The 26,912-nt window shown below is 30.8% G+C and carries 23 protein-coding genes and 1 riboswitch; of the genes, 2 read left to right on the forward strand and 21 right to left on the reverse strand.

Annotation, left to right across the window (positions count from 1 at the left end; genetic code table 11):
• Positions 1-128: 128 nt before the first annotated feature.
• The 4 genes from ACK2WO_RS10435 to ACK2WO_RS10450 all read right to left on the reverse strand — a co-directional run bounded on the left by ACK2WO_RS10435 (position 129) and on the right by ACK2WO_RS10450 (position 4,377).
• Positions 129-1,622 carry a phosphomannomutase/phosphoglucomutase gene (locus ACK2WO_RS10435; RefSeq protein WP_414697799.1) on the reverse strand — a complete coding sequence of 498 codons (1,494 nt, stop codon included), beginning with the start codon at positions 1,620-1,622 and terminating at the stop codon, positions 129-131.
• Positions 1,623-2,080: 458 nt separating this feature from the next.
• On the reverse strand, positions 2,081-2,308 hold the full coding sequence (locus tag ACK2WO_RS10440; RefSeq protein ID WP_414697468.1) for a hypothetical protein: 228 nt from the start codon (positions 2,306-2,308) through the stop codon (positions 2,081-2,083).
• Positions 2,309-2,398: 90 nt separating this feature from the next.
• Complete coding sequence (locus ACK2WO_RS10445; RefSeq protein ID WP_414697469.1) at positions 2,399-3,673, reverse strand: transposase; 1,275 nt, start codon at positions 3,671-3,673, stop codon at positions 2,399-2,401.
• A gap of 128 nt (positions 3,674-3,801) precedes the next feature.
• Complete coding sequence (locus ACK2WO_RS10450) at positions 3,802-4,377, reverse strand: xanthine phosphoribosyltransferase (protein WP_414697800.1); 576 nt, start codon at positions 4,375-4,377, stop codon at positions 3,802-3,804.
• 331 nt (positions 4,378-4,708) lie between these two features.
• Here ACK2WO_RS10450 and ACK2WO_RS10455 point away from each other — a divergent pair, with 331 nt between their 5' ends.
• The gene (locus ACK2WO_RS10455; protein ID WP_178412916.1) at positions 4,709-6,211 is read left to right on the forward strand and encodes an IMP dehydrogenase; all 1,503 of its coding nucleotides are present in this window, start codon (positions 4,709-4,711) and stop codon (positions 6,209-6,211) included.
• 291 nt (positions 6,212-6,502) lie between these two features.
• Here ACK2WO_RS10455 and grdD read toward each other — a convergent pair whose 3' ends face one another.
• The 12 genes from grdD to nadA all read right to left on the reverse strand — a co-directional run bounded on the left by grdD (position 6,503) and on the right by nadA (position 20,046).
• Entirely contained in the window at positions 6,503-7,651 is a 1,149-nt protein-coding gene (grdD, locus tag ACK2WO_RS10460) for a glycine/sarcosine/betaine reductase complex component C subunit alpha (protein ID WP_006439088.1), read from the reverse strand.
• A 10-nt stretch (positions 7,652-7,661) separates the two neighbouring features.
• A complete protein-coding gene (grdC, locus tag ACK2WO_RS10465; protein WP_178412915.1) occupies positions 7,662-9,194 on the reverse strand; it encodes a glycine/sarcosine/betaine reductase complex component C subunit beta in 1,533 nt (510 codons plus the stop codon).
• 312 nt (positions 9,195-9,506) lie between these two features.
• The gene (grdB, locus tag ACK2WO_RS10470; RefSeq protein WP_178412914.1) at positions 9,507-10,814 is read right to left on the reverse strand and encodes a glycine reductase complex selenoprotein B; all 1,308 of its coding nucleotides are present in this window, start codon (positions 10,812-10,814) and stop codon (positions 9,507-9,509) included.
• Between the two features lie 18 nt (positions 10,815-10,832).
• The gene (gene grdA / locus ACK2WO_RS10475) at positions 10,833-11,309 is read right to left on the reverse strand and encodes a glycine/sarcosine/betaine reductase complex selenoprotein A (protein WP_083780535.1); all 477 of its coding nucleotides are present in this window, start codon (positions 11,307-11,309) and stop codon (positions 10,833-10,835) included.
• A gap of 100 nt (positions 11,310-11,409) precedes the next feature.
• Positions 11,410-12,696 (reverse strand): glycine/sarcosine/betaine reductase component B subunit, encoded by a 1,287-nt coding sequence (locus tag ACK2WO_RS10480; RefSeq protein ID WP_006439082.1) that lies wholly within the window; start codon positions 12,694-12,696, stop codon positions 11,410-11,412.
• A gap of 73 nt (positions 12,697-12,769) precedes the next feature.
• Positions 12,770-13,087, reverse strand: coding sequence for a thioredoxin TrxA (trxA, locus tag ACK2WO_RS10485; RefSeq protein ID WP_040410274.1), 318 nt, complete (start codon positions 13,085-13,087; stop codon positions 12,770-12,772).
• A gap of 105 nt (positions 13,088-13,192) precedes the next feature.
• Complete coding sequence (gene trxB / locus ACK2WO_RS10490; protein ID WP_414697801.1) at positions 13,193-14,143, reverse strand: thioredoxin-disulfide reductase; 951 nt, start codon at positions 14,141-14,143, stop codon at positions 13,193-13,195.
• Positions 14,144-14,314: 171 nt separating this feature from the next.
• Complete coding sequence (locus tag ACK2WO_RS10495; protein ID WP_414697802.1) at positions 14,315-14,692, reverse strand: GrdX family protein; 378 nt, start codon at positions 14,690-14,692, stop codon at positions 14,315-14,317.
• Between the two features lie 95 nt (positions 14,693-14,787).
• Positions 14,788-14,893: riboswitch (glycine riboswitch) on the reverse strand.
• Positions 14,894-15,230: 337 nt separating this feature from the next.
• Positions 15,231-16,922: a M3 family oligoendopeptidase gene (locus ACK2WO_RS10500; RefSeq protein ID WP_414697803.1), complete on the reverse strand. Its 1,692-nt coding sequence runs from the start codon at positions 16,920-16,922 to the stop codon at positions 15,231-15,233.
• 65 nt (positions 16,923-16,987) lie between these two features.
• The gene (nadC, locus tag ACK2WO_RS10505) at positions 16,988-17,824 is read right to left on the reverse strand and encodes a carboxylating nicotinate-nucleotide diphosphorylase (RefSeq protein WP_414697804.1); all 837 of its coding nucleotides are present in this window, start codon (positions 17,822-17,824) and stop codon (positions 16,988-16,990) included.
• On the reverse strand, positions 17,802-19,109 hold the full coding sequence (locus ACK2WO_RS10510) for an L-aspartate oxidase (protein WP_414697805.1): 1,308 nt from the start codon (positions 19,107-19,109) through the stop codon (positions 17,802-17,804). The genes nadC and ACK2WO_RS10510 overlap by 23 nt, the downstream gene beginning before the upstream one ends.
• A gap of 16 nt (positions 19,110-19,125) precedes the next feature.
• Positions 19,126-20,046, reverse strand: a complete 921-nt coding sequence (nadA, locus tag ACK2WO_RS10515) for a quinolinate synthase NadA (RefSeq protein WP_178411978.1) — start codon at positions 20,044-20,046, stop codon at positions 19,126-19,128.
• Positions 20,047-20,711: 665 nt separating this feature from the next.
• Between nadA and ACK2WO_RS10520 the strand changes: the two genes are divergently transcribed.
• Positions 20,712-22,172 carry a carbon starvation protein A gene (locus ACK2WO_RS10520; protein ID WP_178412354.1) on the forward strand — a complete coding sequence of 487 codons (1,461 nt, stop codon included), beginning with the start codon at positions 20,712-20,714 and terminating at the stop codon, positions 22,170-22,172.
• A gap of 99 nt (positions 22,173-22,271) precedes the next feature.
• Here ACK2WO_RS10520 and ACK2WO_RS10525 read toward each other — a convergent pair whose 3' ends face one another.
• The 5 genes from ACK2WO_RS10525 to ACK2WO_RS10545 all read right to left on the reverse strand — a co-directional run bounded on the left by ACK2WO_RS10525 (position 22,272) and on the right by ACK2WO_RS10545 (position 26,898).
• Positions 22,272-22,499: a hypothetical protein gene (locus tag ACK2WO_RS10525; RefSeq protein WP_414697468.1), complete on the reverse strand. Its 228-nt coding sequence runs from the start codon at positions 22,497-22,499 to the stop codon at positions 22,272-22,274.
• A 90-nt stretch (positions 22,500-22,589) separates the two neighbouring features.
• Positions 22,590-23,864, reverse strand: a complete 1,275-nt coding sequence (locus ACK2WO_RS10530) for a transposase (RefSeq protein WP_414697469.1) — start codon at positions 23,862-23,864, stop codon at positions 22,590-22,592.
• A gap of 143 nt (positions 23,865-24,007) precedes the next feature.
• Entirely contained in the window at positions 24,008-25,072 is a 1,065-nt protein-coding gene (buk, locus tag ACK2WO_RS10535) for a butyrate kinase (RefSeq protein WP_414697806.1), read from the reverse strand.
• A 121-nt stretch (positions 25,073-25,193) separates the two neighbouring features.
• Positions 25,194-25,610, reverse strand: a complete 417-nt coding sequence (locus tag ACK2WO_RS10540; protein WP_414697808.1) for a DUF3785 family protein — start codon at positions 25,608-25,610, stop codon at positions 25,194-25,196.
• A gap of 46 nt (positions 25,611-25,656) precedes the next feature.
• Positions 25,657-26,898: a transglycosylase domain-containing protein gene (locus ACK2WO_RS10545; RefSeq protein ID WP_414697809.1), complete on the reverse strand. Its 1,242-nt coding sequence runs from the start codon at positions 26,896-26,898 to the stop codon at positions 25,657-25,659.
• Between the last annotated feature and the right edge of the window lie 14 nt (positions 26,899-26,912).

Consider the following 26,912-nt stretch of genomic DNA (forward strand, 5'->3'; position numbering starts at 1 on the left):
GTTACATATTTGTAACGATTTTTGGCATAAATGTAATCTTTTGTAATTTCTTATTTTATGAATTTTTTATTAGTTGTAATCTTATTCTTATAATTTTATTCTTGCAATTTTGAACTATAAATTTTATTTTATAATCCTTTTAAATCATAGTTTTCTAGGAATGATTTAAGTGTAGCGTATATTTTTTCTGTTCCGCCAACTTCATTTGATTCTATATTTAAAGCTAAAAGAGGTTCGTGAAGTGATATTCTTATTAAGAACCATCCATCTTCTCCTTCTCCTGTGCAGTTAGCTCTTATTCCTTCATAGTTTTTAGGAACTAATGACCAATTTTCACTTTCTTCAACGAATACACTTAATTCTGATAGTATCTGTTCAGCGTATGGTCTGAAATCTTCTTTGTTTATTCCTATTCTTACTTCTTTTTCTTCTACCGCTTCTTTTAAATCAGCTATTAATGATTCTATAGTTTTTCCTTCTTTAGCCATTTTAGCAGCTTTTATAAGTATTTTAGCTATTAAATAAGCTCCGTCATCAAGGAAGTAGTTTTCTTTTATTGCAGCATGTCCAGAAGTTTCTATTGCTAAATGACATTCTTCTCCCTCGTTGTTTAATCTTATAGCTTCATTTATTACATTTTTGTATCCTCTTTTGAATCTGTGGTGTTTTCCACCATGATTTTCTATGAATTCAGCTAATCCTACAGATGTTATTGAGTCTGTTACTATTGTAGTGTTAGGATTTTCTTCTAATAATATTTCAGATATTACAGCTATAAGAGCATTTTTGTTTATGAAAGATCCATCTTTTCCAACTAATGCAGCTCTATCTACGTCTGTATCGAATATTATACCTAAGTCAGCTTTGTTGTCTACAACAGCTTTACTTATACTTGCCATAGCTTCTTTATTTTCTGGATTTGGTATATGGTTAGGGAACATTCCGTCTGGTTCCAAGAACTGGCTTCCTTTTGTATCAGCACCTAATTTTTCAAGTACTTTTTCAGCAAAGAATCCACCTGCACCATTTCCAGCATCCACTATTATTTTCATTCCATTAAATGGTTTTTCGTAGCAAGATTCAGAGTTTACACCTTTTCTTATTTTATCTACTAATACTTCTGCATAATCATTTATAAGGTTTCTTTCAGATATAGAACCTTTTTCAGCTGCTTCTACTGTTTTTCCTTCACATACTATATCTAGCATTGCTTTTATGTCAGCTTTTTCAAGCCCACCATTTTCTGTAAAGAATTTTAATCCATTATAGAAGAATGGTAAATGACTTGCAGTTATCATTATTGAACCATCACATTTATATCCTTCCATAACTGTTGTCATAAACATAGATGGAGTTGTTGATAATTTACAATTTACTACATCACATCCCTGAGATGTTAATGCTTCTATTATTGTATTTCTAAATTCTTCTCCAGTTATTCTTGAATCATTTCCTACAGCTACAACTATTTTTTCTTTTCCAGTTTTTTCTTTTAACCATACATGGAATGCTCTAGCTATTTTTTCTACTTCTACTTTTGTAAGAGTTACTTCTTTTTCATCATTAGGGTATGCTACCCCTCTTATATCTGTTCCATTCTGTAATTTATATATTTTTTCCATAATAAATTCTCCTACCTCTATTTTAGTTATCATTTTAATTATAGAAATAATTTGAGATATATGCAATAATTTCAAGAAAAAATAATATTTAAAATAGATTTTATTAATAATATATTACATTATTTTCTATTGAATATTTGAAATTTACTTTTGACTTTTCAATGTTTTCATGATAACATAAAATCACAAATAGTTACAGTAGACACTGTTTATGTATTTTTTATAATTTACTTTATAATTTAAATTTTATTTTTAATTTTCGACATTTATCAATAATGTTTTTAATTTGAATCATTATATTCTGAATACACAACAAAAATAGCTTTAGATTCAAAACAAGCAATAGGAAAACTCCTATTGCTCTTTTTTTGAAGAGTATAAAAAATTTAAGAGTATAAAAAAATACTGCCACAGAACACCTTTAAAAGGTGTTCTTGTGACAGTACCTTTACTGACACCTAACGGTCGTCAGTTTTTTTGTATTCAAATTTAGCTCCACAATTAGGACAAATTAATTCTGGCATATTTTTTTCATTTAGCGAAGCTATCGCTCCTGATGAAAAGAATGCATCTTGTCTTAATTCTTCTACTATAAATTCTGGTACTCCTTTTTCAAATCCACAAGACTTACATTCATAATTATATAACTTTTGTCCTTTACTCATTTCTTCTAATTCTTTTAACATACTATTTCTCCTAATAATTTTAATTACACTAATTATACACTATTATTTATATTTGAGTATAGCAAAGCTAGCCTATTTATTAATAGACTTTTAAAATAATTCTATTTGTGTTGTTGTATTCAAAGAAATTTCTTTTTCTATAATTTCTTCGTAGATTATTCTTTTATAATTTGATTTATCTAGTGCATTATATATTAATCCATATTTATAATGCCATATTTCCCATAGAATCATGTCTTTTCCACAATTTTTACAAATATAAGGATTTACTCCAAATGATTCTATCAATCTATCTTTAAAATTTTTCTTTACTGTATTCTTCTTTTTTATCAGCTTAGATATATTTCTGTGTCTCATAAAGTTATATAACTTCAATATTTCTATGCTTAATTTATTTTTTATTCTTGAATATAGACCGTATCTTCTTGCAACTCTAAAACCCTTCGGGTGAATATGTTGGGTTATTTTACCTATAAATTCTAATACATTTACAGTTATTTCTCTTTTTTCCTTAGGTTTTTTGTTTTCATACCAGTAAGTTACATTTTTTCCATCGTAATTAATTATTCTATATTCAGCGATAGCTGGTCTAGCCAAATATCTACCTATATATTGAGTTGCCTGTTTTATATTAGTTAAACGTCTTTCTGCATTTACATAGAATTCTTTCTTATATAGCTTATTTATCAAATTTTTAGTTTTTCTATCGCTAAAATTGTTTTTTATTATATCTAGTACCAACTTTCGCCATACCTTTTTCATATATGTATATGGTATGAAATCTAATTTTTTGAACCACTTATTATTTCTATCTATTCCACCTTCGGTGTATAAGGCGTGTATATGAGGATTCCATTTTAAATCTCCACCAAAGGTGTGTACTACAGCAATTACCCCTAATTCATAATTTCCCTTTGTTTTATTTTTATGAAAACTATCTAATACCTCATATGTAGCATCTTGTAAATCTTTTAAAAGCTCTCGCTTTCTGTAGAAATAAACTCTCAACTCCTCCGGAATTGTGAAAACTGCATGTCTATGAGAAACATCAAGCATATTTTCTACCTGTTTTTCTGCCCATTCCATAGAATATTTTCTTCCACACTTTGTACAAAACTTACTTTTACAAGTGAACCCTTGGATATACTCTTCTCCACAGTCTATACATTTGTGTTTTATATATCCGTTCTCTATATTTCCACAATTTAAAGCCTTTATTACAGTATTTTCTATCTGATCTCTCATTTCTCTTCTAACTTTATTCCAATATTTTAGTTTGAATTCTTCAAAGTGATTTTTTAATATTTTCTTAATGATTTTTTCATCTTTTTGTTTCTTCAATACATTCATATTACTATTGTACATAAGTTTTCCACAATTTTAAATTATTATAATTTCCTTAGGAATAAAAAAAGAACCAGCTTAAATAAACTGATTCTTTCCTATTATAAATATAAATTGTATATTTTTATATCCTATTAATTTAAAATAATTTAGTTAAATTCTATTTCTCCATCTTTTATAGATTTTACAGAAACAAGAGATTCTATTCTTATTCCATTTGCCTCTAATATAGGTCTACCTTCCTGGTATGCTTTTTCTATTACTATTCCTACACCTTCTAATATAGCTCCAGACTGTTCTATAAGATCTTTTAGTCCCATTACAGCTCCACCTTTAGCTAGGAAGTCATCTATTATTATAACTCTATCACCTTTATTTAAGTACTGTTTGTTTATTCTTACAGAATATTCTTTCTGTTTAGTATATGAATATACTGAAGTTTCGTATACATCTGTATCCATATTATTGGACATTGTTTTCTTAGCAAATACAACTGGTACATTATTAAAATACTGAGATGCTATAGATGCTATTGCTATTCCTGAAGCTTCTATAGTAACTATTTTATCTATTTTTTCTATATCTTTAAATCTTTCTGCAAATTCTTTTCCTATTTCATTAAGAAGGTTTATATCAAGCTGATGATTAAGGAATGCTCCTACCTGTATTATGTCAGTACCTTTTGCTCCACCTTCATTTAATATTTTATTCTTTAATAGTTCCATAATTCCGCTCCTCCATTTTATAATTTTATATTTTTTTAATATAAATATTTTTTTATCCATTTAATTTATATAATATTAAATTATATATTATTGACAGAAAATCTTCAATAAATATTATAAATTTATGCGAATATTTTCCTGTTTAAAGTAACAATTGTTCTTATAAATATTGACTATTTTGCGTTTTAATGTTAAACTTTAAAGAAATAATTATTATCTGAATCAATTTATAAAAGATACAGGTTTGGTAGTTCCATGCAAGTGTCTTTTTTTGACTTATAACAAAAATATATTTACATTTATAAAAATTATATAAGGAGTGACTTAAGAAATGGCATATTATTTTGAAACACCATCTCATACTTTTAGTGAATACCTACTAGTACCAGGATATTCTTCAGCTAAATGTATACCTGCTAATGTTAGTTTAAAAACACCATTAGTAAAATTTAGAAAAGGTGAAGAAGAATCACCAATATCAATGAACATACCTATGACTTCTGCTATAATGCAGGCAGTTTCTGATGACAACATGGCAATCGCACTTGCTAAAGAAGGTGGTATATCTTTCATATACGGTTCTCAGACTATAGAAGATCAGGCTGCTATGGTAGCTAGAGTTAAATCTTATAAAGCTGGTTTCGTAGAAAGTGATTCTAACCTTACTCCAGACAGCACACTAGCTGACATTCTTGCATTAAAAGAAAAAACTGGACATTCTACAGTTGCTATAACTGATGACGGAACTGCTCATGGTAAATTATTAGGTATAGTTGCTAGCCGTGACTACAGAGTTAGTAGAATGGAACTAGATACAAAAGTATCTGAATTCATGACTCCATTAGATCAGATAGTATCTGCACCTAAAGATGTTACATTAAAAGAAGCTAACAATATAATATGGGATAATAAATTAAATTCTCTTCCAGTTGTTGACGATGAAGGAAAATTAGTTTACATAGTATTCAGAAAAGACTACGCTTCTCATAAAGAAAATCCTCTTGAATTATTAGATGATTCTAAGAGATATGTTGTTGGTGCTGGTATAAATACTAGAGACTACGCAGAAAGAGTTCCTGCTCTTGTTGAAGCTGGTGTAGACGTATTATGTATAGACTCTTCTGAAGGTTTCTCTGAATGGCAGAAACTTACAATAGATTGGATAAGAGAACACTACGGTGATACTGTAAAAGTTGGTGCTGGTAACGTTGTTGACGAAGAAGGATTTAGATTCCTTGCAGAAGCTGGTGCAGACTTCATAAAAATCGGTATCGGTGGTGGTTCTATATGTATAACAAGAGAACAGAAAGGTATCGGTAGAGGACAGGCTACTTCAGTTATAGAAGTTGCAGCTGCTAGAGATAAATACTTTGAAGAAACTGGTGTTTATATACCAATATGTTCAGATGGTGGTATAGTTTACGATCATCATATAACATTAGCACTTGCTATGGGTTCTGACTTCGTTATGCTTGGTAGATACTTCTCTAGATTCGATGAATCTCCAACAAACAAAGTTAATATAAACGGAAGCTACATGAAAGAATACTGGGGTGAAGGTTCTGCAAGAGCTAGAAACTGGCAGAGATACGACCTTGGTGGAGATAAAAAACTTTCATTCGAAGAAGGTGTTGACTCTTATGTACCATATGCTGGTTCATTAAAAGACAACGTAAATGCTTCTTTAGCTAAAGTTAGATCTACTATGTGTAACTGTGGTGCTCTTAGCATACCAGAATTACAGAAAAACGCTAAATTAACTCTAGTTTCTGCTACAAGTATAGTAGAAGGTGGAGCACACGACGTTTTACTAAAAGACAATAGAAACTTATAAGATGTAATTTAATATATAGTAATTTAGGAGTAGAGAAATCTACTCCTTTTTTATTTATTTTTATTTTGCTTTTATTTTTCTTCTTTTGTTTATTATTTCTTATTTAATTTCTATATAATTTATAGATTCTAAGCTTTTCTAAAATCCACTATTTCATATACATATACATTAAAAATAATACATTAAGAGTAATGTATTAAAATTACAAATAAAAAAGAGGCTATTACGTTAATAGTAATAACCTCTTTATAATCCAGTTTTTATCTAAGAATATTATAAGTTTTTATAGTACTATGCTATGAAACCAGCTTCTTTAAGATGTGCTGCTGCTTCTTCACCTTTAGCTTCATTTACTAAAACTATTGGTCCAGTACATCCCATTCCACTTTCTGCATATATACCTTTTTTCCATAATGCTGCAACAGCATCATCAAGTTCCATTATATCTACACCAGCTATCTGATGAGTTACAACTTCTTTGTCTGGCATTTTAACTTCTTCAGCTTCACCTTTATCTTCTTTTTTAGCGTTTAGAGAAGCTATTATGTTATCTAAGCCAGCTTTTTTAGCATCTGCATATTCATTTCTTGCAACGTCACTTACGTTACCAAGAACAGCTTCGTATGCATATTTTAATGCATTAGCAACAACAGGAGATCCTGATGCTCTAGAAACTATGAATATTTTTCTATCGTAGTCTTCACCTACACCAGGTCCGTATCCGAATCCCTGAGATTCGAAGTCTCCACCAGTTGTGAATGAAGAGAATACTTTCATTAATAGGTTTCCTGTTAATGTATCAGTAACCATTACGTCTGGAGTACCTGCAAGAAGGTCGTTACCTCTCATTACACATCCTCCATCAGCTCTCATAGATTCAGCAAATTCTATTCCGTATCCGTTAGACTGTAATTCTTTTAAGAATTTTTCTACCTGTCTAGCTCCATCAACATTTAATATACCAACTTTAGGATTTTTTATACCTATTGATTTAGCTGCAGATATTCCGTATACAGCATTTCTTATCATTGCTTCTATTCTGTTAGTTGCACTTGTTCCTGTAGTAGTAGCAAGTATCATTTCTTTACCTCTACCTGGAGTAAGTACTCTACCAACTGTAGAAACACCTATTGGGAAATTATAGTGCATAGTTACACATGCATCTATGTATTTGCTGTCTAGAAGTTCTTCCATTTTTTTATGCATTTCAGATTCTTCGTTTACTTCAACTATTTCAAGGTCAGTGTCAACTTTTGGTCCTATTAAAACTATATCAAATAATTTTGACTTAGCTAATTCAGCACCTTTAACTAAGTTTTCTACACCGTGTTCACTTCCAAGAGTTGTTAAACCTATTCTTACTTTAGGTCCGAAGTCTCCACTTTCTATTGCATTAGCTACTTCTAGGAATACATCTGCTATTATATTTTTTGATGACATAATTTCACCCCTATTCCTGCACCATATCTAATGCCATTTTTTTCATTGTTTCAGCTATTATTTTTTTGATTTCGTCTTTAGAAACACCAGCTGTTTCTTCTTCTACACCATTATTTCTTTCAACAACTACAGATACACCGTCGAATAAGTTAGTCATTCTTCCTAAGAATAAACTTCCTTTACCAACTATCATAGCTCTGTTTTTGTCACCAGTTGTTAAGTCATCTATCATGAATCCTATGTAAGGAACACCTGATGGTATATGACCCTGAGTTGGAGCCCAACCTGGTAGTCCGTGTTCAGCTATGAAGTTTTTAAGTTCTTTCTTTTCTAAGTCTCCACGTTTAACAGCAAGAGCACCTATCATTTTGTAGTTTGCTTCTGGTACGTTACCTGCACCAGCTGGTTTTGTTATATCTGGGTTCTGCATTTCTACAGAGAATACATCTATATCAGTTATTTTTAAGTTACCTTTGTCTATTCCTTCTGCTATTAAAGCACCCATAACAGCCTGAGGAGCTGATCCTGTAGCAACAGTGTGGTTACCAACTAAGTCAGTTCTTATAACTGGGCTAACACCATCGTTTTCAGATACAAGTACTGCGAATCCTCCAACAACGTCTTCTAATACTGGAAGACCTTTTTTAACGTGGTCTTTAGCATTCATACCTAATTTAGCAGTTGCTCCACCAGCTACTACCATTACATGTTTGTATACTCCAGCTTTTACAAGAGCTGCTGCATGTATTAATGCATGAGTAGGTCCTGCGCAGAATCCTCTAGTATCTGATCCTGTTGCGTTCTGTATTCCAGCCATTTCAGCTATAGATTTTGCGAAGTTTCCTCCACCTCTCTGGTTTATATCTCCACAAGCTTCTTCAGAACATTCTATAACATATCCTATTTCATTTCTGTCTACTGAAGAATGTCTTAACATATGTAAAGCTGCTAATACACCAGATGCTTTAACAACTAAGTTTTCGAACATTGTATGAGCGTTTAAGTTAACGTCAACATCATGAGCTGCTCTAACGTAACCAACCATTTTTCCTTCATGCATTAAAACTTCTGCTGCATGAGAAGCTATTAATTCTTCTGCATTTGATATATCACAAGCTTTTAATTTATCCATGAAAGGAGCTAATTCTGGGTAGTTAGCTTCTATTTTAGGTTTTACTTCTGAAACGAATTCTTCTGATAATTCAACTAAGTCGAATACGTCACATATCTGCATTAAAGCTATGAATTCGTCCTGAGGCATTATTTCACCCATTTTACCTTCTCTTGTTCCTTCAACTTTTGTTTCACACCAAGGTAAAGGCATATCGTTTAATTCTTCTGGTCTATTGTTTCCTATATAAACCTGGTTTGGCATATAGTTAACTACATCTTCGTAGCTTCTTATATGGCTTCCTACTTCTTTTAGGAAATCAGAGTCTGGATTTGTAGCTCTTTCTACTACACATGTACTACCATTCTGTACTATCATATCTGGTGTATGAACTAGTACATATCCTGCACTTTTAAATACTGGAAAAGTCATTTTTCGGCACCCCCGCTATTTTATTGTTTGTTTATGATAAAAATTTTATTTATAATTAATAAAATTAATTATTTTCAAAATCATAAAAGCAAAATTTTTTGCCCTTTTATTTGAGATTTAAATTTTAAATAATCTAATCTCTAATTTCAATCCACTTTATAATAGATAAATTACAATAAATTTCATTCATCTATAAATAATTTAAAAATAAAAAAAACTTAATATAATTCTCTTAATATTATTATAGATTCCGCAGATGCCCGAAAGCATCCACGAAATCTATTATTTCAAAGTATTATTAGCTTTTATAGACTAGTCTTCAAATACTGTCTGTCCATCAACTTCTACAGTTAATGCGTGTAATGCTTTTTCTACTAATCCTCTTCTTAAAGATTTTTCTTCTTCAGGAGTTAATGCTGGGTTTCCTAAAGGATGAGGTATAGCTATTGTAGGAACTATTCTGTTAGCTCCAACTGTTAAAGATATTGGAACTACTGTACACATGTGTACTACTGGTAGTCCAGCTCTTTCTATTTCTTTTACCATAGTTGCACCGCAACGAGTACAAGTACCTCAAGTAGATGTTAGTATAACTGCATCTACACCAGCTTCAACTAGTTTTTTAGCGTATTCAGCTGCGAATTTTTTAGAACTTGCAACTGCAGTACCATTACCAACTGTTGAGTAGAAGTAGTTGTGTAATTTTCCTATTACGCCTTCTTTTTCTAAGTCTCTTAAAACGTCTACTGGTAAAACTCTATCAGAGTCTTCGTTACAGTAAACTGGGTCGAATCCACCATGAGCAGTTTCGTAAGTTTCTTCAGTAAGATCCATTACACCGTCTAAGCAGTATTCACCGTATTTAGATGCTGAAGAAGATTCTATTCTGTCTGGGTTTCCTTTTGGAACTATACCACCAGAAGTAACTAATGCTATTGTAGCTTTAGATAAATCTTTTACAGCTGGGTTAGGGTCTACTCTATCGAAGTCAGGCATTGGATATTCTGTTACGAATTCTTCACCTTTTATTTTCTTGATAAGCATATCAACTGCTCTCTTAGATCCTCTATCTTCTGCGAAGTAGTTAACTCTAACTCCTCTAGCTATGTATCCTTCTTCAGCTGGAGAACCTATTTCTTCTCCGTTAGCTAATTTTTTAGCTAATTTAGCCATTTTAGGAAGTGCTTTTCTCATTCCTGCTGCAGAGTCAGAAGTTTCTATTATATATAGATCTTTCTTGAACATATCTGCACCTGGGTTTTCTATATACATACCTGTTAAGCAAGGTATATTTAAAGCTTCTTTAACAACTTTAGTTATTGTACCTGCTGCAACACCGTATCTACCAGCATTGAATGCAGGACCAGCTATGAATAATTCTGGTTCGAAACTTTTTATTAATTCAAGTACTTCTGCACTTGCTTCATCCATATTTTCACCGAAGTAACTGTCACCACAAACAACTGTAGCAACTACTTCTATATCTTCACCTAATTTACTATTAAGCTGTACGCTTATAGGAGGTAAAGTTTCTGCCACATGTGGCTTAGTATCAGCTTTTTCTTCTCCACCTATTCCAGCGAAGAACTGGTTTACATAATGAACTGCTTTTATTGCCATTTCATTGTCCTCCTAGAATTAATTGTATTTACAATATTCGTCTCTTATTTCTTTCATTTCGTCAGCTATTTCGTCTACTTCAAGAACCATTTCCATCATTCCAACCTGTTCTTCGTAAACTTCTTCGTCGAATAATTCTTTAACTTCTTCTTCAACAACATGGTATACTGCTAATCCTAATTCAACACCTGCTAAAGGTCCAGCAAAAGTAGGGTCTCCTGCTGTAACTGTTTCTGCTGCAAGACCTGCAGCTTCGGCTTCAGCGGCACCTAGTAATATCACAAGATTTTCAGCTCCGAATTTATCGGCAGCATCTTTAACTCTCTTCTGATTTTCTAAGTCCATAGCCCCAGCAGCTGTTCAGACGAAACATTCTGTTGCTGAGAATATAACTTCTGCGCTGTCAACTGTTTTAACACATTCTTCTATTGCAGGTCCTGGCACACCATCACGGTCGCCTATTATCATGACCTTTTTATTTTCAAGTACGCTCATAATAGTCCTCCTAAATTAAATTTTTCTTTATTATTTTTTATATTTTTATTATTTATTTACAGTCTATTGCTGTAAAGTTGATTTTAATTTTAGATATTGATTAATATCCTTTTGCAGTTAAGTATCCGAAACCAGTTTCGTTAGTAGCACCAGTTATTGCCTGTATTTCTACTTCTATAGTTCCGTCTGGTCTTAATGCTCCAGCAGCTCCACCTGCTATTACATCAACATATTCTATATGTCCTATAACTTTGTCAAGTTTAGGTAAGTTTATAACCTGGTTAGCATTTCCTCCAGTTACAACAGCATTTGCTCTAACGTCTGCATCTGCTAATGACTGAGAAGCACCATCTCTACCAGCATATTCATCTGTTACTATAACAGTTTTAACACCCTGCATTTCTATTTTTTTACAGTTCATTATTAAGTCTGTATCAGGGTTACCGAAACCTTCCTGAGATACTATAACAGCATCTAATCCAAGGTATTTACATAATTTTGAAGACCAGTTTGAAGATCTTTCTTTGTCAGCTAAGTAAACATTTTCATTAGTTATTATAACACCCATGAAGTTTATTTCTTTTCCGTGCTGAGCATATAATTCTTCTATTACACCATTGTTCATGTGTACATAACTTGGGTTTTTGTCACATGCAGAAACACAGTTACCACTTACTATAGCAGTATCTAGTACTTCTGTTGGGTAAAGTATTGTTGGAACTATCTGTTTAGCATCTACACCGTATACGTATGTATCGTGTAATAGTCCCTGAGTCTGAAGCATGTAAACATATCCAACTTTTGGAAGTTCTGGATATTCTGCAGCCTGTTCGAATAATGGTTTAGTTTCATATACAGATACTTCATCAGGAGTAAGTTCTTTAGCAACTTTTCCTAAGTAAGCAGCAGCTTTGAATCCTATCATTCTAACAGCTTTTTCATGATCATGCTGTCTTAAACCATCTACTGGTTCAGCTATAACAACTACGTTGTTTAATTTTGAGAATGGAGTATATTTAGCTCCTTCTCCTGTCATGTCTACTATACCTTCCTGGAAACCAACTATTTTACCAGTTGTAACTACAGCAACACCTTTTAATGCGTGAGTTCTACCTTCACCAACTGTATCAACTTTAGATATGATACCTGGGAATACTCCTCCGTTACCTTCTACCTTAACTCTTGGTTCGATAACATCTTTAACTGGTGTTATTCTTATGCTTTCACCTGGGTGAGCTAATTCTATATCTATTGATTTGATATGTTCATCTCCACCTATTTCCTGTAGCATCTCTTCTTTGTTTACGAATAAAACACCATCTTTAACTTCAGTTTTTTCACCAAACTGAACATCTTTTATAAAGATTTTTCCTAATTCAAGACGCATAACGCACCTCCCATAAAATTTTGTATAAAATTAACCTTTTAAAATAAATTAATTAAAAGCTAATAATAGGCTCTTAAACGTATTTTTTGATCATAGCTTCTATGTTAGCTATTGTAGCATCATCTTTAGTAACTTCGTCTATTTTTTCTCCGTCTTTGTAAACAGCTAATGTTGGAAGTCCTAAAACTTTCTGTTTTATAGCAAGTCTTCTTGCTTTTGTTATATCCATTTCACAGAATTTCATTCCTGCAGCATATTTTTCAGCTAATTCATGTACTTCTGGCATTAAAGCTTTACATGGTTCACATCCCTGACTCCAGTAATCTACGAATACATATCCTTCTGCTTCTAATACTTCTGTTGCAAATGTGTCTTTGTCTAATGCTAACATCATTTTTTGTTCCTCCAATTTTTTATTTATTTTACCTGGAAGCCAAAAGGCTTCCAGAGTATATGCTTTTTTATTATTTTAATTTTTAAATTTAATCTTTACTTATTATTCAGCAAAGTGTTCTTCTATGTATTTTTCAGCCTGAGTTGCTGCTATTGCACCATCAGCTGTTGCAGTTACAACCTGTCTTAAAGGTTTCTGTCTGCAGTCACCAGCTGCGAATACACCTGGTATGTTAGTTCTCATGTGGTCGTCAGTTAATAAGTAGTTCTGTTCGTCCATATCTAATATACCTTTGTATAAATCAGTCTGAGCTATAACACCTATGAATACGAATACACCCATTGTTCCGTCTTCTTCATCAGCGAAATATTCATGAGTTTCTCCAGTAACTGTATTTTTGAATACTACAGATTCTAGTATTCCGTCACCTTTTATTTCTTCAACTACTGTATCTAGTAAGAATTCTATTTTAGGGTTCTTTCTTGCTTTTTCTTCTATACTCTTAGCACATCTGAATCCCTGTCTTCTGTGAACTATTGTAACTTTTCTAGCGAATTTAGTTAAGTACATAGCTTCTTCTAAAGCACTGTCTCCTCCACCAACTACGAATACTTCGAAGTCTTCAAAGAAGTCAGCATCACAAGTTGCACAGTAAGAAACACCTTTACCAGTGAATTCTGCTTCTCCTGGGCATCCTATTTTTCTTGGGCTTGCACCAGCTGCAACTATAACAGCTTTAGTTCTATATTCTGTACCACTTTCACCTTTTAATACTTTTATATCTCCTTCAAGCTGAACTTCAACTATACCATCTCTTTTTATTTCAGCACCGAATTCATCACACTGCTGAACCATTCTAGCTGTTAAAGATGGACCACTTGCATTTTCAACAGATCCAGGATAGTTTGCAACTTCATGAGTTATAACTATCTGTCCACCATTTTTAGTTTTTTCTAATATTAGAGTTTTCATTTTAGCTCTAGCTCCGTATATTCCTGCAGCTAGTCCAGCTGGTCCTCCACCGATTATGACTATGTCATATAAATTTTCCATTTCGTCATCCTCCTGATTGAAATATAAATCTTTTATTAATTTAAAATTCAAAATTTAAAACAATATTATTATTTTGAATAGTAATTACTAGTACAACTTCTTAAAAAATGTTTTCCCGTTATACAGGTATGTCTGTAAATGTTTTCCAATTAACCGTCTAATACTATTCTTTTAATACTCATACTGGATTCTCGAGATTGTGTTAGTCATTATATCTAAGTCTATAACTCTAAAATCATCCATAACACTCTCTATCCAATTTGGAGTTACTTTATCATTTTGGAATTTAGAAGCTGTATTTATAGCATCTTCTATTAGTTCCACTGACTGAAAATCTAATCCAGCTCCATCAGCCATTATAACTGTTCTGTAAGGAGTTTCATTAGGTTTAACACTTCCATAAAGCGGATGTGAAAGTAATCTACATCCTTTGTGAATATGTTTTCTGCATTCTTCAAGAACACCTATGTAAGATGTATCAATAAGTCTTACATCCATTTCAGGAAAACTATCCTTTATTTTAGAATTATTTGTTACTATAAACATCATTACACTCTCTTTCATCCTAGAAACTTTAAACAAAAAAACAGAGAAAACAAATTTCCCAATTTGTCTTCTCTGTCAAAATTCTTTTTCAGAGATCTGTCCGCTATATAGTATATTCACCTGAGAAATTCACATTTACTATTGGGAAATAGTAGATGTTTGTACCTTCGGTCCCCATTTAAGGAAGTCTCCTATACGCTTCATCCAGAAATATTTTTTTGCTTGTTTCTATATTTGTTAAGTTAAGTATATAAATTTTCGATACAAATATCAAGCCTTTTTTTTAATTTTTTTCTATTATTTTTTCAAATATTTTTCACATTATTTTCTAATAACTTATAAAAGTTAGTTATATACTTGATTTTAACCACTTACATCTTTGAATTTTTCTTAAGGTTGTTAGTTATATTTTTTTATTTTTTTGGCTTTTTCATCTGTTTTATTTTATTTTCTATATATATATTAAAATTTATATTATATTTAACATAATATTCTTTAACTATTGTAAATATTTAAACTGCACTATATGAAGTTGCATAAATTACTTTCTGTCTATCTTACCAACACTCCAATTATAGATTTTTCCTATAATGTTATCTAAACACCCTTCTTCAAATGGAGATTTTAAATTTCCTGCATTTACAGTTTCAACAAAAGATCTTTTACCTGCATCCCTACAAATTTCCATATAATTTTCTAAAACTTCATCATAATTTTCTTCCATATTGCTCCAAATCTGTAGAGCACATACCTCCGCAAGTGCATAATCTATATAATAAAATGGATTTTTAAATATATGTCCTTGTTTAAACCACCAACATCCCTTTTCTAAAAACTTATTTCCGTCATAGTTTTTCCACGGTGTATATATTTTTTCTAACCTTCTCCATTCTGAATTTCTCTCTTCTGGAGTAAGCTTTGGATTTTTATAAATAATATGCTGAAATTCATCTACAATCATGCAGTAAGGAATCAATCTAACAATCGTTGCCATATGAGTTCTTTTAAATTTTTCCTCATCATCTTTAAAGAATAACTTCATCCAAGGCCAAGTTAAAAGCTCCATAGTCATAGAGTGTATCTCACAACAATCAAGAGTTGGGAAATTTATTTCAGGCATATCTATATTTCTCGACATATATAACTGGAATGCATGTCCAGCTTCATGAGTCAATGTATCCACATCATCAAAAGTCTTATTAAAATTAGAGAAAATAAACGGTGCTTTTATTTCTGGAATATATGTACAATATCCACCAAATCCCTTAGATTCTTTTGTTTCTAAGTCCATAAACCCATTTTCTATCATGAAGTCAAAAAATTCGCCGGTTTCTTTAGATAATTCATGATACATTTTTGATGCTGCTTCTAGTGTTTCATCGTAATCTGTTACAGGCTCCATATTCCATCCAGGATACTCAACATCATCGTCATAATATTTCAACTCATCAATGTTTAGTCTTTCTTTCTTTTGTTTATTAAACTCATCTACAAGAGGAATCCATTTTTCTCTAACTTCTTTTCTAAACTTATCCACATCTTTTTCAGTGTATTCTGTTCTTTTCATTCTTAAATATCCTAATTCTACAAAATCATCATACCCTAATTTTTTAGCCATTCTATTTCTAACTTTTACTAATTCTTCAAAAACAGAATTAAATTTGTCTTCAATTGATTCAAAATAATTATAGAACCGTTCAGAAGCTTTTTTTCTTTCTTCTCTATTATCCGATAACATATACTTATTCATCTGTGATAAATTATTGTATTTTCCATCATATAATATTTTTGCAGATGCTAGCAATTTTGTATATTCTGAGCAAAGTTTATTTTCTATTTTTAAATCTTCAACTATTTCTTCTGAAAATTCCTTTAAACTAAATTCAACAAGTTTATAAAAATGTCTTCCATATTTATTTTCTATTTCCTCTTTAAAGTCTGAATTTACAATAGCTTCATAGAATATTTTATCTATTTTTTTATACTCTGGACCATATTCATCCCAGTACTTATTTTCTATAGATATGCTTTCATCATGTGTGTTTATACTATAATTTATTGAAGCTAATGTTTTCATACTTTCTACATGATTTCTTATTTTATTTATTTCTACTATATTATTATCGAATGCTTCAAAGCTTTTACATTCTGACATACTGTTTACTAACGATACTATTTTTGTATTAATTTTTTCAAAATCAGGTCTTTCATATTTATACTCTGAAAATTTCATTTTGCCTCCTTCAAAAAAAGCTGTATAAGAATAATCCTATACAGCTATCTTTTTTATATAATTTATTATATATTTCTTAAGTTTTTCATGCTTATATCAAGTGCTTTTACTGAGTGAGTAAGTGCTCCTGATGATACAACATCAACACCTATTTTTCCAATCTCTTCTATATTATCTAGCGTAACATTTCCAGAGAATTCTACTATTGCTTTATGATCTATTATCTCTAAAGCTTTTTTAGCAGTTTCAATGTCCATATTGTCTAGCATTATTATATCTGCTCCAGCTTCTACAGCTTCTTTAACCATGTCTAGAGTTTCTACTTCAACCTCTATTTTAGTAACAAAAGATGCGTAGTTTCTAGCTGCTTCTATAGCTTCTTTAACGCCACCTGCAGCCCCTATATGGTTATCTTTAAGCATTACAGCATCAGATAGATTCATTCTGTGGTTGTTTCCTCCACCCATTTTAACTGAATATTTGTCTAATATTCTAAGGTTAGGAATAGTTTTTCTACTATCTAATAGTTTTGTATTGCTTCCTTCTAATTTTTCTACAAACTTATTAGTCATAGTTGCTATACCACTCATTCTCTGAAGGTAGTTAAGTGCAACTCTTTCTCCCATAAGAAGATTTCTAGTACTTCCTGTAAGTTTAGCTAATAACTGTTTGTTCTGAACCTTTTCTCCATCTTTTACAAAGAATTCTATTTCAACATCTCCAAGTATGTCAAATACTCTTTTGTATACTCCAAGCCCTGCTATTACTCCATCTGCTTTACATATAAGGTCTACTGTAGATTTTGATTCTTCACCAACTACAGAATTAGTACTTATATCTTCATTTGGAATATCTTCTATAAGGGCTTCTCTTATCATCTTATCTACAATCAAATAATTCATAATCGAAATCCTCGCTAATTTTAACTATTTCATCAATAACTTTCATTTTATTTTCTTTCATTAATTCATCTACAGAACACTCAAGATTTGGTAATTCTTTAGTAACAAGTTCTGTATCTTTTATATGTGAATTTATATCATTTGCAGCTCTTTTAGAGAATACTAATCCTTCAAGTAAAGAGTTACTTGCTAATCTATTAGCTCCGTGAACTCCTGTACAGCTTACTTCACCTACAGCATAAAGGTGTTCCATAGTAGTTTTTGAATTAAGATCTACATGGATTCCACCCATAAAGTAGTGCTGTGCTGGAGATACTTTTATTAAGTCCTTACCTATATTAGTACCTCTTTCTAAGCATCCATTATATATAAATGTAAATCTATTTTTTAAATATTCTTCTCCAAGATGTCTAGCATCTAGATATACATAATCTGTACCATCTTTTTTCATCTGTTCGAATATTGCATGAGATACAACATCTCTTGGAAGTAATTCTTCTACGAATCTTTCTCCATCTTTATTTTTTAGAAGTGCACCTTCTCCCCTTAAAGATTCAGATATAAGCATTCTTCTTCCATTTGAATTTTCTTCATAGAATGCTGTTGGATGTATCTGTATGTAGTTTAGATTTTCTACCTCTACTCCATTTTTAAGAGCTATGGCTATACCATCTCCTGTTAAATGTCTCTGGTTTGTAGAGTTTTTGAATAGTCCACCTATTCCGCCACAAGCTAAAACAACATCTTTTGCAAATATATGAACTTCTTCTCCGTCTTTGAAAACTCTAGCTCCTATACATTTACCATCTTCTGTTATTATGTCTAAAAGAGTTGCATCTTCTATCATTTCTATATTGTTTCTAGTTAAAGCTGCTTTATAAAGAGTTTTGAATACTATTTCTCCTGTATTATCTTTACAGTGAACTATTCTATTTACTCTATGAGCACCTTCTCTTGTATAATCTATCTTTCCATCTTCCATATCAAGTGGCATACCATATTCTTCAACTATCTGTGATATATTTTCTATAGATTCTTCAGCTAAAACCTGTACCGCTTCTTCTCTATTTTCATATCTTCCAGCTTTCATAGTATCTTCTACAAATGGTTTTATATCTGCTTCATCAAGAGCTGTAGATATCCCCCCCTGTGCAAGATATGTATTATTATTATCCATAGTTGATTTTGATATTACTGTTACATTTAGTTCTGGATCTAAATTAAGAGCACAGTAAAGCCCAGCTACTCCACTGCCCACTATTAAAACATCTTTTTCTAATTTCATTTTTATCCCTCGATTTTTATCCCTCTGATAATTTGTGCATGTTAAGTAATGAATTTAATGCATTCACTCTAACATTTTCTTCTACTATTACTTCATTTTCCATATTTAATAAAGTATTGTATAAGTTTTCTAATGTAGTTTTTTTCATGTCACCACACTGTATTGCACCATTTCCTCCTGGGAAATAGAATTTCTTATCAGGGTTCTTTTTCTGTAATTCGTATAGTATTCCTTCTTCTGTAGCTACTATAAATTCTTTAGAATCACTTTCTGTAGCATATTTTATTATTCCAGAAGTACTTCCAACGAAATCTCCCATACTTCTTATTTCTTTTCTACACTCTGGATGAACTAATACTTTAGCATCTGGATGTGCTTCTTTTAATTCTGTTACTTCGCTTTCTTTTATTCTATCGTGGATTGTACAACATCCATCCCATAGTATAAATTCTTTTTCTGGGAAGTGTTCTGCTATATATCCACCTAAGTTTCTATCTGGTAAGAATAATATCTGTTTATTTTCAACATTTCCTAATATTTTTAAAGCACTTGATGATGTAACAGATACATCACAATGAGCTTTAACATCTGCTGTTGAATTTATATAACATACTGTTAATGCTTCAGGATATTTTTCTTTCATTTCTATAACAGCCTTTTCGCTAGCCATATCTGCCATTACGCAACCAGCATTTTTAACAGGCATAAGTACAGTTTTTTCTGGTGAAAGTATTTTTGCACTCTCTCCCATGAATTTTACACCACAGAATACTATAACCTCTTCTTTACAATCTCTAGCTATTTCACTTAAATAATAAGAATCTCCAACTTCATCTGCTATCGCCTGTATCTCAGGCGGCTGATAAAAGTGAGCAAGTATTATAGCATTTCTCTCTTTTTTAAGCTCTTTTATTTTGCTTACTAAATTTTCATTCATCTTGTTCGTACACCACTTTCTTGTTATTTTTTTATCTAGCTTTTTTTGCATTTTCACAAAAAAATTTTTCTTTTTCTAATTATAACTCAGAAATATTATAGCATTATACTTTATTTTCTTCAATGATAAAGAAATTTTTAACATATTCAACTGAAATTATGTTATTTACATGGAGTTTCTAAATAAATATAATTGTTATTTTATTATCAATAACTATTTATCATTTATCTTAGTATATTTTTTATTATTATTTGTCTATATGTTTTTTCTATCGATATTATATTAATTATCATTTTTAATTATCGTTTTTTTGTTAAATAATTTGAATTTTAATAGTAAACCTTTTCCTCGTATATTTATAATTATACAACAATATTTTAAATTACACTTTTATTTTTTAACTATTTTTATATATTTCATTTATATTCATACTATGTTTTCTTGTGACAACACCTCTTGATTATGTCATTTTATAGTTGTATACTATATATAAAGAGTTTTGTATACAATGTTGAATTTCGTTAATTGTATTTTTTATTGAAATTATAAATTTTTTAGTTGATTTTTCATCAACTATATTTATTTTTTGTATTAACTTTATTTTAAATTTAACATAAAATACTATAACTCTTTTAAAAATTTTATATTAAAAGAGGTGTTTTACAATGACAGCATTCTTAATTGGACTAGTAATGCTTCTAGTTGGTGGTATGGTTTATGGTAAATACTGCGAAAAAGTATTCGGACCAGATGATAGACCTACTCCAGCTATAACTCTTGAAGATGGTGTTGACTTCGTTCCTATGAAAAAAATGAAGAACGCATTAATCGAACTACTTAACATAGCAGGTACAGGACCTATCCTTGGACCTATCCAGGGTATATTATTTGGACCTATAGCGTTCATACTTATACCAATAGGTTGTGTTCTTGGTGGTGCAATGCATGACTACATGAGTGGTATGATATCTTTAAGAAATAATGGTGAACAGATGCCAGGTATCGTAAAGAAATATTTAGGTAAAGGTGTATACAATGTATACAACGTATTCCTTTGCTTCTTAATGATATTAGTTGGTGCAGTTTTCATCTATACTCCAGGGGACTTAGTTGTTACTCAGATACTTCATCAGGAATCAGCTATATCTAACCCAGTTGTTTGGATAGTTTATGGAGCTATATTTGCTTACTATCTAGCAGCTACTCTATTCCCAATAGATAAGATAATAGGTAAAGTTTATCCTATATTCGGTATAATACTTCTACTATCAGCTATAGGTGTTGGTATAGGTATATTTGTAAAAGGTTATCCTTTAACTCCTTTATCAGCTGAAAACTGGATGGGTTCTCATCCTCAGGGATTACCAATACTTCCTATATTCTTCGTAACAGTTGCTTGTGGTATCGTTTCTGGGTTCCATTCAACTCAGGCTACTTTAATAGCTAGATCTGTTACAAATGAAAGAGAAGGTAAATTCACATTCTACGACATGATGATACTTGAAGGTTTAATAGCTATGATATGGTCAGCAGCAGCAATGGGTGTTTACAATACTCCAGGTCTTGTTGCTCCAGAACAGGTTGGTTCTCCAGATGTTATCGGTATAGTTGCTAATGACTTACTTGGTAAAGTTGGTGGACTTATAGCTATACTTGGTGTTATAGTACTTCCTATAACTTCAGGAGATACAGCATTAAGATCTGTTCGTCTTATGATAGGTGATGCTCTTCATATAGATCAGACTAAGAAGAGAAATAGATTCACTTTATCAGCTTGTATATTCGTACCAGTTGCAGCTATATTAATATTTGCTAAATCAAATGCAGAAGGTTTCAACGTATTATGGAGATACTTCGCATGGGCTAACCAGACTATAGCTTGTTTCGCATTTGCTATGATAACTGTTTACTTATTATCTGATAAGAAAAACTACATCATATCACTTATTCCAGGTATGTTCTATGTATTCATTATCTCAGCATATATCTTAAATGCTCAGATAGGATTCAGATTACCAATGAGTATAGCATACGTTGGTGGTGTTCTATTAGCAATAGTATATGCAGCTTTAGTTGTTAGAACAGGTAAAAAAAGACTTGCTGATGGCGGAAAAAGATTAGCTTAATACAATCGTTAATTTAGACAAAATAACATATTGAAATAAAAAAATACTGCCACAGAACACCTTTAAAAGGTGTTCTTGTGACAGTACCTTTACTGACACCTAACGGTCGTCAGTTTTTTTGTATTCAAATTTAGCTCCACAATTAGGACAAATTAATTCTGGCATATTTTTTTCATTTAGCGAAGCTATCGCTCCTGATGAAAAGAATGCATCTTGTCTTAATTCTTCTACTATAAATTCTGGTACTCCTTTTTCAAATCCACAAGACTTACATTCATAATTATATAACTTTTGTCCTTTACTCATTTCTTCTAATTCTTTTAACATACTATTTCTCCTAATAATTTTAATTACACTAATTATACACTATTATTTATATTTGAGTATAGCAAAGCTAGCCTATTTATTAATAGACTTTTAAAATAATTCTATTTGTGTTGTTGTATTCAAAGAAATTTCTTTTTCTATAATTTCTTCGTAGATTATTCTTTTATAATTTGATTTATCTAGTGCATTATATATTAATCCATATTTATAATGCCATATTTCCCATAGAATCATGTCTTTTCCACAATTTTTACAAATATAAGGATTTACTCCAAATGATTCTATCAATCTATCTTTAAAATTTTTCTTTACTGTATTCTTCTTTTTTATCAGCTTAGATATATTTCTGTGTCTCATAAAGTTATATAACTTCAATATTTCTATGCTTAATTTATTTTTTATTCTTGAATATAGACCGTATCTTCTTGCAACTCTAAAACCCTTCGGGTGAATATGTTGGGTTATTTTACCTATAAATTCTAATACATTTACAGTTATTTCTCTTTTTTCCTTAGGTTTTTTGTTTTCATACCAGTAAGTTACATTTTTTCCATCGTAATTAATTATTCTATATTCAGCGATAGCTGGTCTAGCCAAATATCTACCTATATATTGAGTTGCCTGTTTTATATTAGTTAAACGTCTTTCTGCATTTACATAGAATTCTTTCTTATATAGCTTATTTATCAAATTTTTAGTTTTTCTATCGCTAAAATTGTTTTTTATTATATCTAGTACCAACTTTCGCCATACCTTTTTCATATATGTATATGGTATGAAATCTAATTTTTTGAACCACTTATTATTTCTATCTATTCCACCTTCGGTGTATAAGGCGTGTATATGAGGATTCCATTTTAAATCTCCACCAAAGGTGTGTACTACAGCAATTACCCCTAATTCATAATTTCCCTTTGTTTTATTTTTATGAAAACTATCTAATACCTCATATGTAGCATCTTGTAAATCTTTTAAAAGCTCTCGCTTTCTGTAGAAATAAACTCTCAACTCCTCCGGAATTGTGAAAACTGCATGTCTATGAGAAACATCAAGCATATTTTCTACCTGTTTTTCTGCCCATTCCATAGAATATTTTCTTCCACACTTTGTACAAAACTTACTTTTACAAGTGAACCCTTGGATATACTCTTCTCCACAGTCTATACATTTGTGTTTTATATATCCGTTCTCTATATTTCCACAATTTAAAGCCTTTATTACAGTATTTTCTATCTGATCTCTCATTTCTCTTCTAACTTTATTCCAATATTTTAGTTTGAATTCTTCAAAGTGATTTTTTAATATTTTCTTAATGATTTTTTCATCTTTTTGTTTCTTCAATACATTCATATTACTATTGTACATAAGTTTTCCACAATTTTAAATTATTATAATTTCCTTAGGAATAAAAAAACTCTGGTAATTAATTTTACCAGAGTTTTTATTTTTATTACTTTAATTTAATTTTTAGTTTTTATTATATTATTAATTTTTATATACTACAAATTCTATTTAAATTCTCTAGCTATTTCTTCACCTTTAAGTACTCTCAATGCACCAAAAGCTAAAGATTCCATTTCATTTTCACCAGGCATAATCTCTACATGAGATATAAATCCAACCTTTTTTATAAGCTTTGTTGTAAACATATTAGAGTATGCTATTCCTCCTGTAACAATTATAGCATCTACATTTCCATCTACAACTGTTGCCATTTCACCAATAGCTTTAGCCATCTGATAAACCATTGCATCATATATTATCTCAGCATACTTATCTCCATTTGCAATCATTTCTTCAACTTTTCTTAGGTCATTTGTATTTAGATAAGAGTATATACCACCTTTACCTCTTATTTTCTTTTTCATATCATATAAGCTAAATTTATTTGCATAACATTCTTCTATTAAGGCTATGCAAGGAATTCTACCAGATCTATCAGGAGAAAATGGCCCTTCATCATCAGAAATCATATCGCTCATCTGACCATGTTCATGAAGATAAACCGTAGCACCACCACCGACATGAGCTACAATTAAATTTAAACTATTATAATCTAATCCTTTGTCTTTAGCATACTTTAAAGCCATTGCTCTAGTATTTAAAGCATGTCCCATACTAGTTCTTTCAAAATCTTTTAAACCAGATATCCTAGCCACATTGCTCATCTCATCAACAGAAATAGAGTCGTAAATAAATGAATCTATACCTACAGAATCAGCTATAGATTTTGCTATTACAGCACCTAAATTTGATGCATGGTCTAATACTGGTCTATTTTTAAGAGTATCTATCATTAAATCATTTACTTTGTATGCACCTGATTTAACCGGTGGAAGAGCACCTCCTCTACCAACTACAGCATTTAAACTTTTTATATCTATTCCTTTTTCTAAAAGCAGCTTTTCTATTGCTTCAGTTCTCATTTCTAATTGTTCCATATTACATTTATATTTTGAAAGTTCTTCTGAAGAATGTGCGATTGATTCACTCATTATTAAATTTTCATCATCGTAAACTGCAACCTTAGTTGAAGTTGATCCTGGATTTATCGCTAAAACTCTAAATGTCATAATTTTTCCCTTTCATACACTATATTTTTATTCTTATAATCTAAAACCTTATTTAATGTTTATACACAAATTTTTGTATAAAATAGCCTAAACCTTATTTTTAATTATATTTCAGATTCAATTATACTTCACAGTTTTCAACCTGAACAATATATTCCCCACATTCAGCACACACTATTATACTAACTATATAACTATCATCTACTTTTCCTGCTCTACTAAGCTTATTAAAAGAATTTCCTTTATATTCTTTATCTATATCACTTATTATATATTTTCTATCTTTTGTAAAAATATAAAAATGATATTCATAGAATGCAAAGAATTTCTGCTTTTCTTTTACACCTGCCATACAGTCAGGACAAGCTTCCTGGTAGTACTCTTTTGCAAACTCTACATTTTCAGCTTCAGACACTAATCTAAATGCCTCTTCAACAGAAAATCCTGTTACTTCTTTTTCCTCATCATTGAAAAATTCACTGCATTTATCAGAATCTAAAACATATTCTCTTCCATCACAATTAAATTTAAATTCCATAATATTCCTCCAAAACTATCTTATTTTTAATCAACTCTATATAAACCTACTCTATCTCACTTCTAAAATGAACCATTTCTGCAACAGCTTCCTTATATTGAGTTTCCTTTATATATCCCAGCTCATACATCTTTTTCAAAATAATTTTCTGTCTAGTCTTTGCTGCACTATAATTACTATAAATTTTAGGGTTATTAGTAATTCCTACTAACATTGCTGATTCTGCTAAATCTAAATCTTTTACATTTTTACCAAAATATAATTCAGCACCAGCAGCCACACCATATGCGTTTTTACCAAAATAAATATTATTTAAATATGCTTCTAAAATCTCATCCTTTTTCATTACTCTATTCATTCCAACTGCATTGTACATATCTTTTATTTTTCTCTTTATAGAAACTTCAGAGCTAGTCAGTAAATTTTTAGAAAGCTGCATTTCTATAGTACTTCCCCCCTGTCTGGAATCAGTCAATATATTGTGGATAACCGACCTTAAAAGGGCTTTTTTATCTACTCCATCATGTTCATAAAATCTCTCATCTTCTATAGAAACTATAGCATTTCGCAAGTTTTTAGGCATATCCTTTATAGGAACTTCTTTAGATGAAATGTATTTTTCATGTATCATCTTTTCAGTAACCTCAGGCATATCTTTTGTAACGTATTTAGCATAACCTATACCACATGCACCACCAACTATGCATAAAACAAGTAAAACAGCTACTATTCTACTAGTATAATACCATACCTTGCTTTTTAGTTCTCTTTTCTTGTTTCTCTTATTTTTTTTGTTATTTCTTGTTTTTTTAACTATTTCTTTATCTCTGCTTAAATCTCGCTCTCTTTCCCTTGCCCCATAATTAAACTTAACATCATCAGAAACAGTATTTCTGCTATCATTATATCTCGAATTTGTTCTATTTGCAGAAGTTGAAGTATTTGCATTTTCTCTTGCTCTTTTCTTTCTCTCTGAAGGAAGCATACTATAATCATATTCTTTATTATCATTTGAATTGTTTCCAGAGTTTCCTCTATTGGCTTGCTCTCTTCTGCTTCTTGGCTGTAATCTTTCTCCATTTTTTCTTGAAAGAGCAGATTTACCTTCATTTCCTCTCTTAAAATCATTATTAGCCGTTTTTTCAAAAAGTGGCTTTGATTTTGTATTTTCCCTTAATCTTTCTTCATCATAAGAATTGTCAGGTCTTCTAACCCTATTACTAGATCCACTATTGTTAGAAGATATATTCCTTCTTCTTACTTTATTATCATTACTGTTGTTGAACATTAAATTTCCTCCTA

Origin of the sequence: Peptacetobacter sp. AB845 (assembly GCF_047528295.1) — a bacterium.
Taxonomy (GTDB): Bacteria; Bacillota; Clostridia; order Peptostreptococcales; family Peptostreptococcaceae; genus Peptacetobacter.

Coding starts and splice junctions, on each gene's coding strand:
- ACK2WO_RS10435 (WP_414697799.1), bottom strand. CDS start 1,622: ATGGAAAAAATATATAAATTACAGAATGGAACAGATATAAGAGGGGTA.
- ACK2WO_RS10440 (WP_414697468.1), bottom strand. CDS start 2,308: ATGTTAAAAGAATTAGAAGAAATGAGTAAAGGACAAAAGTTATATAAT.
- ACK2WO_RS10445 (WP_414697469.1), bottom strand. CDS start 3,673: ATGTACAATAGTAATATGAATGTATTGAAGAAACAAAAAGATGAAAAA.
- ACK2WO_RS10450 (WP_414697800.1), bottom strand. CDS start 4,377: ATGGAACTATTAAAGAATAAAATATTAAATGAAGGTGGAGCAAAAGGT.
- ACK2WO_RS10455 (WP_178412916.1), top strand. CDS start 4,709: ATGGCATATTATTTTGAAACACCATCTCATACTTTTAGTGAATACCTA.
- grdD (WP_006439088.1), bottom strand. CDS start 7,651: ATGTCATCAAAAAATATAATAGCAGATGTATTCCTAGAAGTAGCTAAT.
- grdC (WP_178412915.1), bottom strand. CDS start 9,194: ATGACTTTTCCAGTATTTAAAAGTGCAGGATATGTACTAGTTCATACA.
- ACK2WO_RS10480 (WP_006439082.1), bottom strand. CDS start 12,696: ATGCGTCTTGAATTAGGAAAAATCTTTATAAAAGATGTTCAGTTTGGT.
- trxA (WP_040410274.1), bottom strand. CDS start 13,087: ATGTTAGCATTAGACAAAGACACATTTGCAACAGAAGTATTAGAAGCA.
- trxB (WP_414697801.1), bottom strand. CDS start 14,143: ATGGAAAATTTATATGACATAGTCATAATCGGTGGAGGACCAGCTGGA.
- ACK2WO_RS10495 (WP_414697802.1), bottom strand. CDS start 14,692: ATGATGTTTATAGTAACAAATAATTCTAAAATAAAGGATAGTTTTCCT.
- ACK2WO_RS10500 (WP_414697803.1), bottom strand. CDS start 16,922: ATGAAATTTTCAGAGTATAAATATGAAAGACCTGATTTTGAAAAAATT.
- nadC (WP_414697804.1), bottom strand. CDS start 17,824: ATGAATTATTTGATTGTAGATAAGATGATAAGAGAAGCCCTTATAGAA.
- ACK2WO_RS10510 (WP_414697805.1), bottom strand. CDS start 19,109: ATGAAATTAGAAAAAGATGTTTTAATAGTGGGCAGTGGAGTAGCTGGG.
- nadA (WP_178411978.1), bottom strand. CDS start 20,046: ATGAATGAAAATTTAGTAAGCAAAATAAAAGAGCTTAAAAAAGAGAGA.
- ACK2WO_RS10520 (WP_178412354.1), top strand. CDS start 20,712: ATGACAGCATTCTTAATTGGACTAGTAATGCTTCTAGTTGGTGGTATG.
- ACK2WO_RS10525 (WP_414697468.1), bottom strand. CDS start 22,499: ATGTTAAAAGAATTAGAAGAAATGAGTAAAGGACAAAAGTTATATAAT.
- ACK2WO_RS10530 (WP_414697469.1), bottom strand. CDS start 23,864: ATGTACAATAGTAATATGAATGTATTGAAGAAACAAAAAGATGAAAAA.
- buk (WP_414697806.1), bottom strand. CDS start 25,072: ATGACATTTAGAGTTTTAGCGATAAATCCAGGATCAACTTCAACTAAG.
- ACK2WO_RS10540 (WP_414697808.1), bottom strand. CDS start 25,610: ATGGAATTTAAATTTAATTGTGATGGAAGAGAATATGTTTTAGATTCT.
- ACK2WO_RS10545 (WP_414697809.1), bottom strand. CDS start 26,898: ATGTTCAACAACAGTAATGATAATAAAGTAAGAAGAAGGAATATATCT.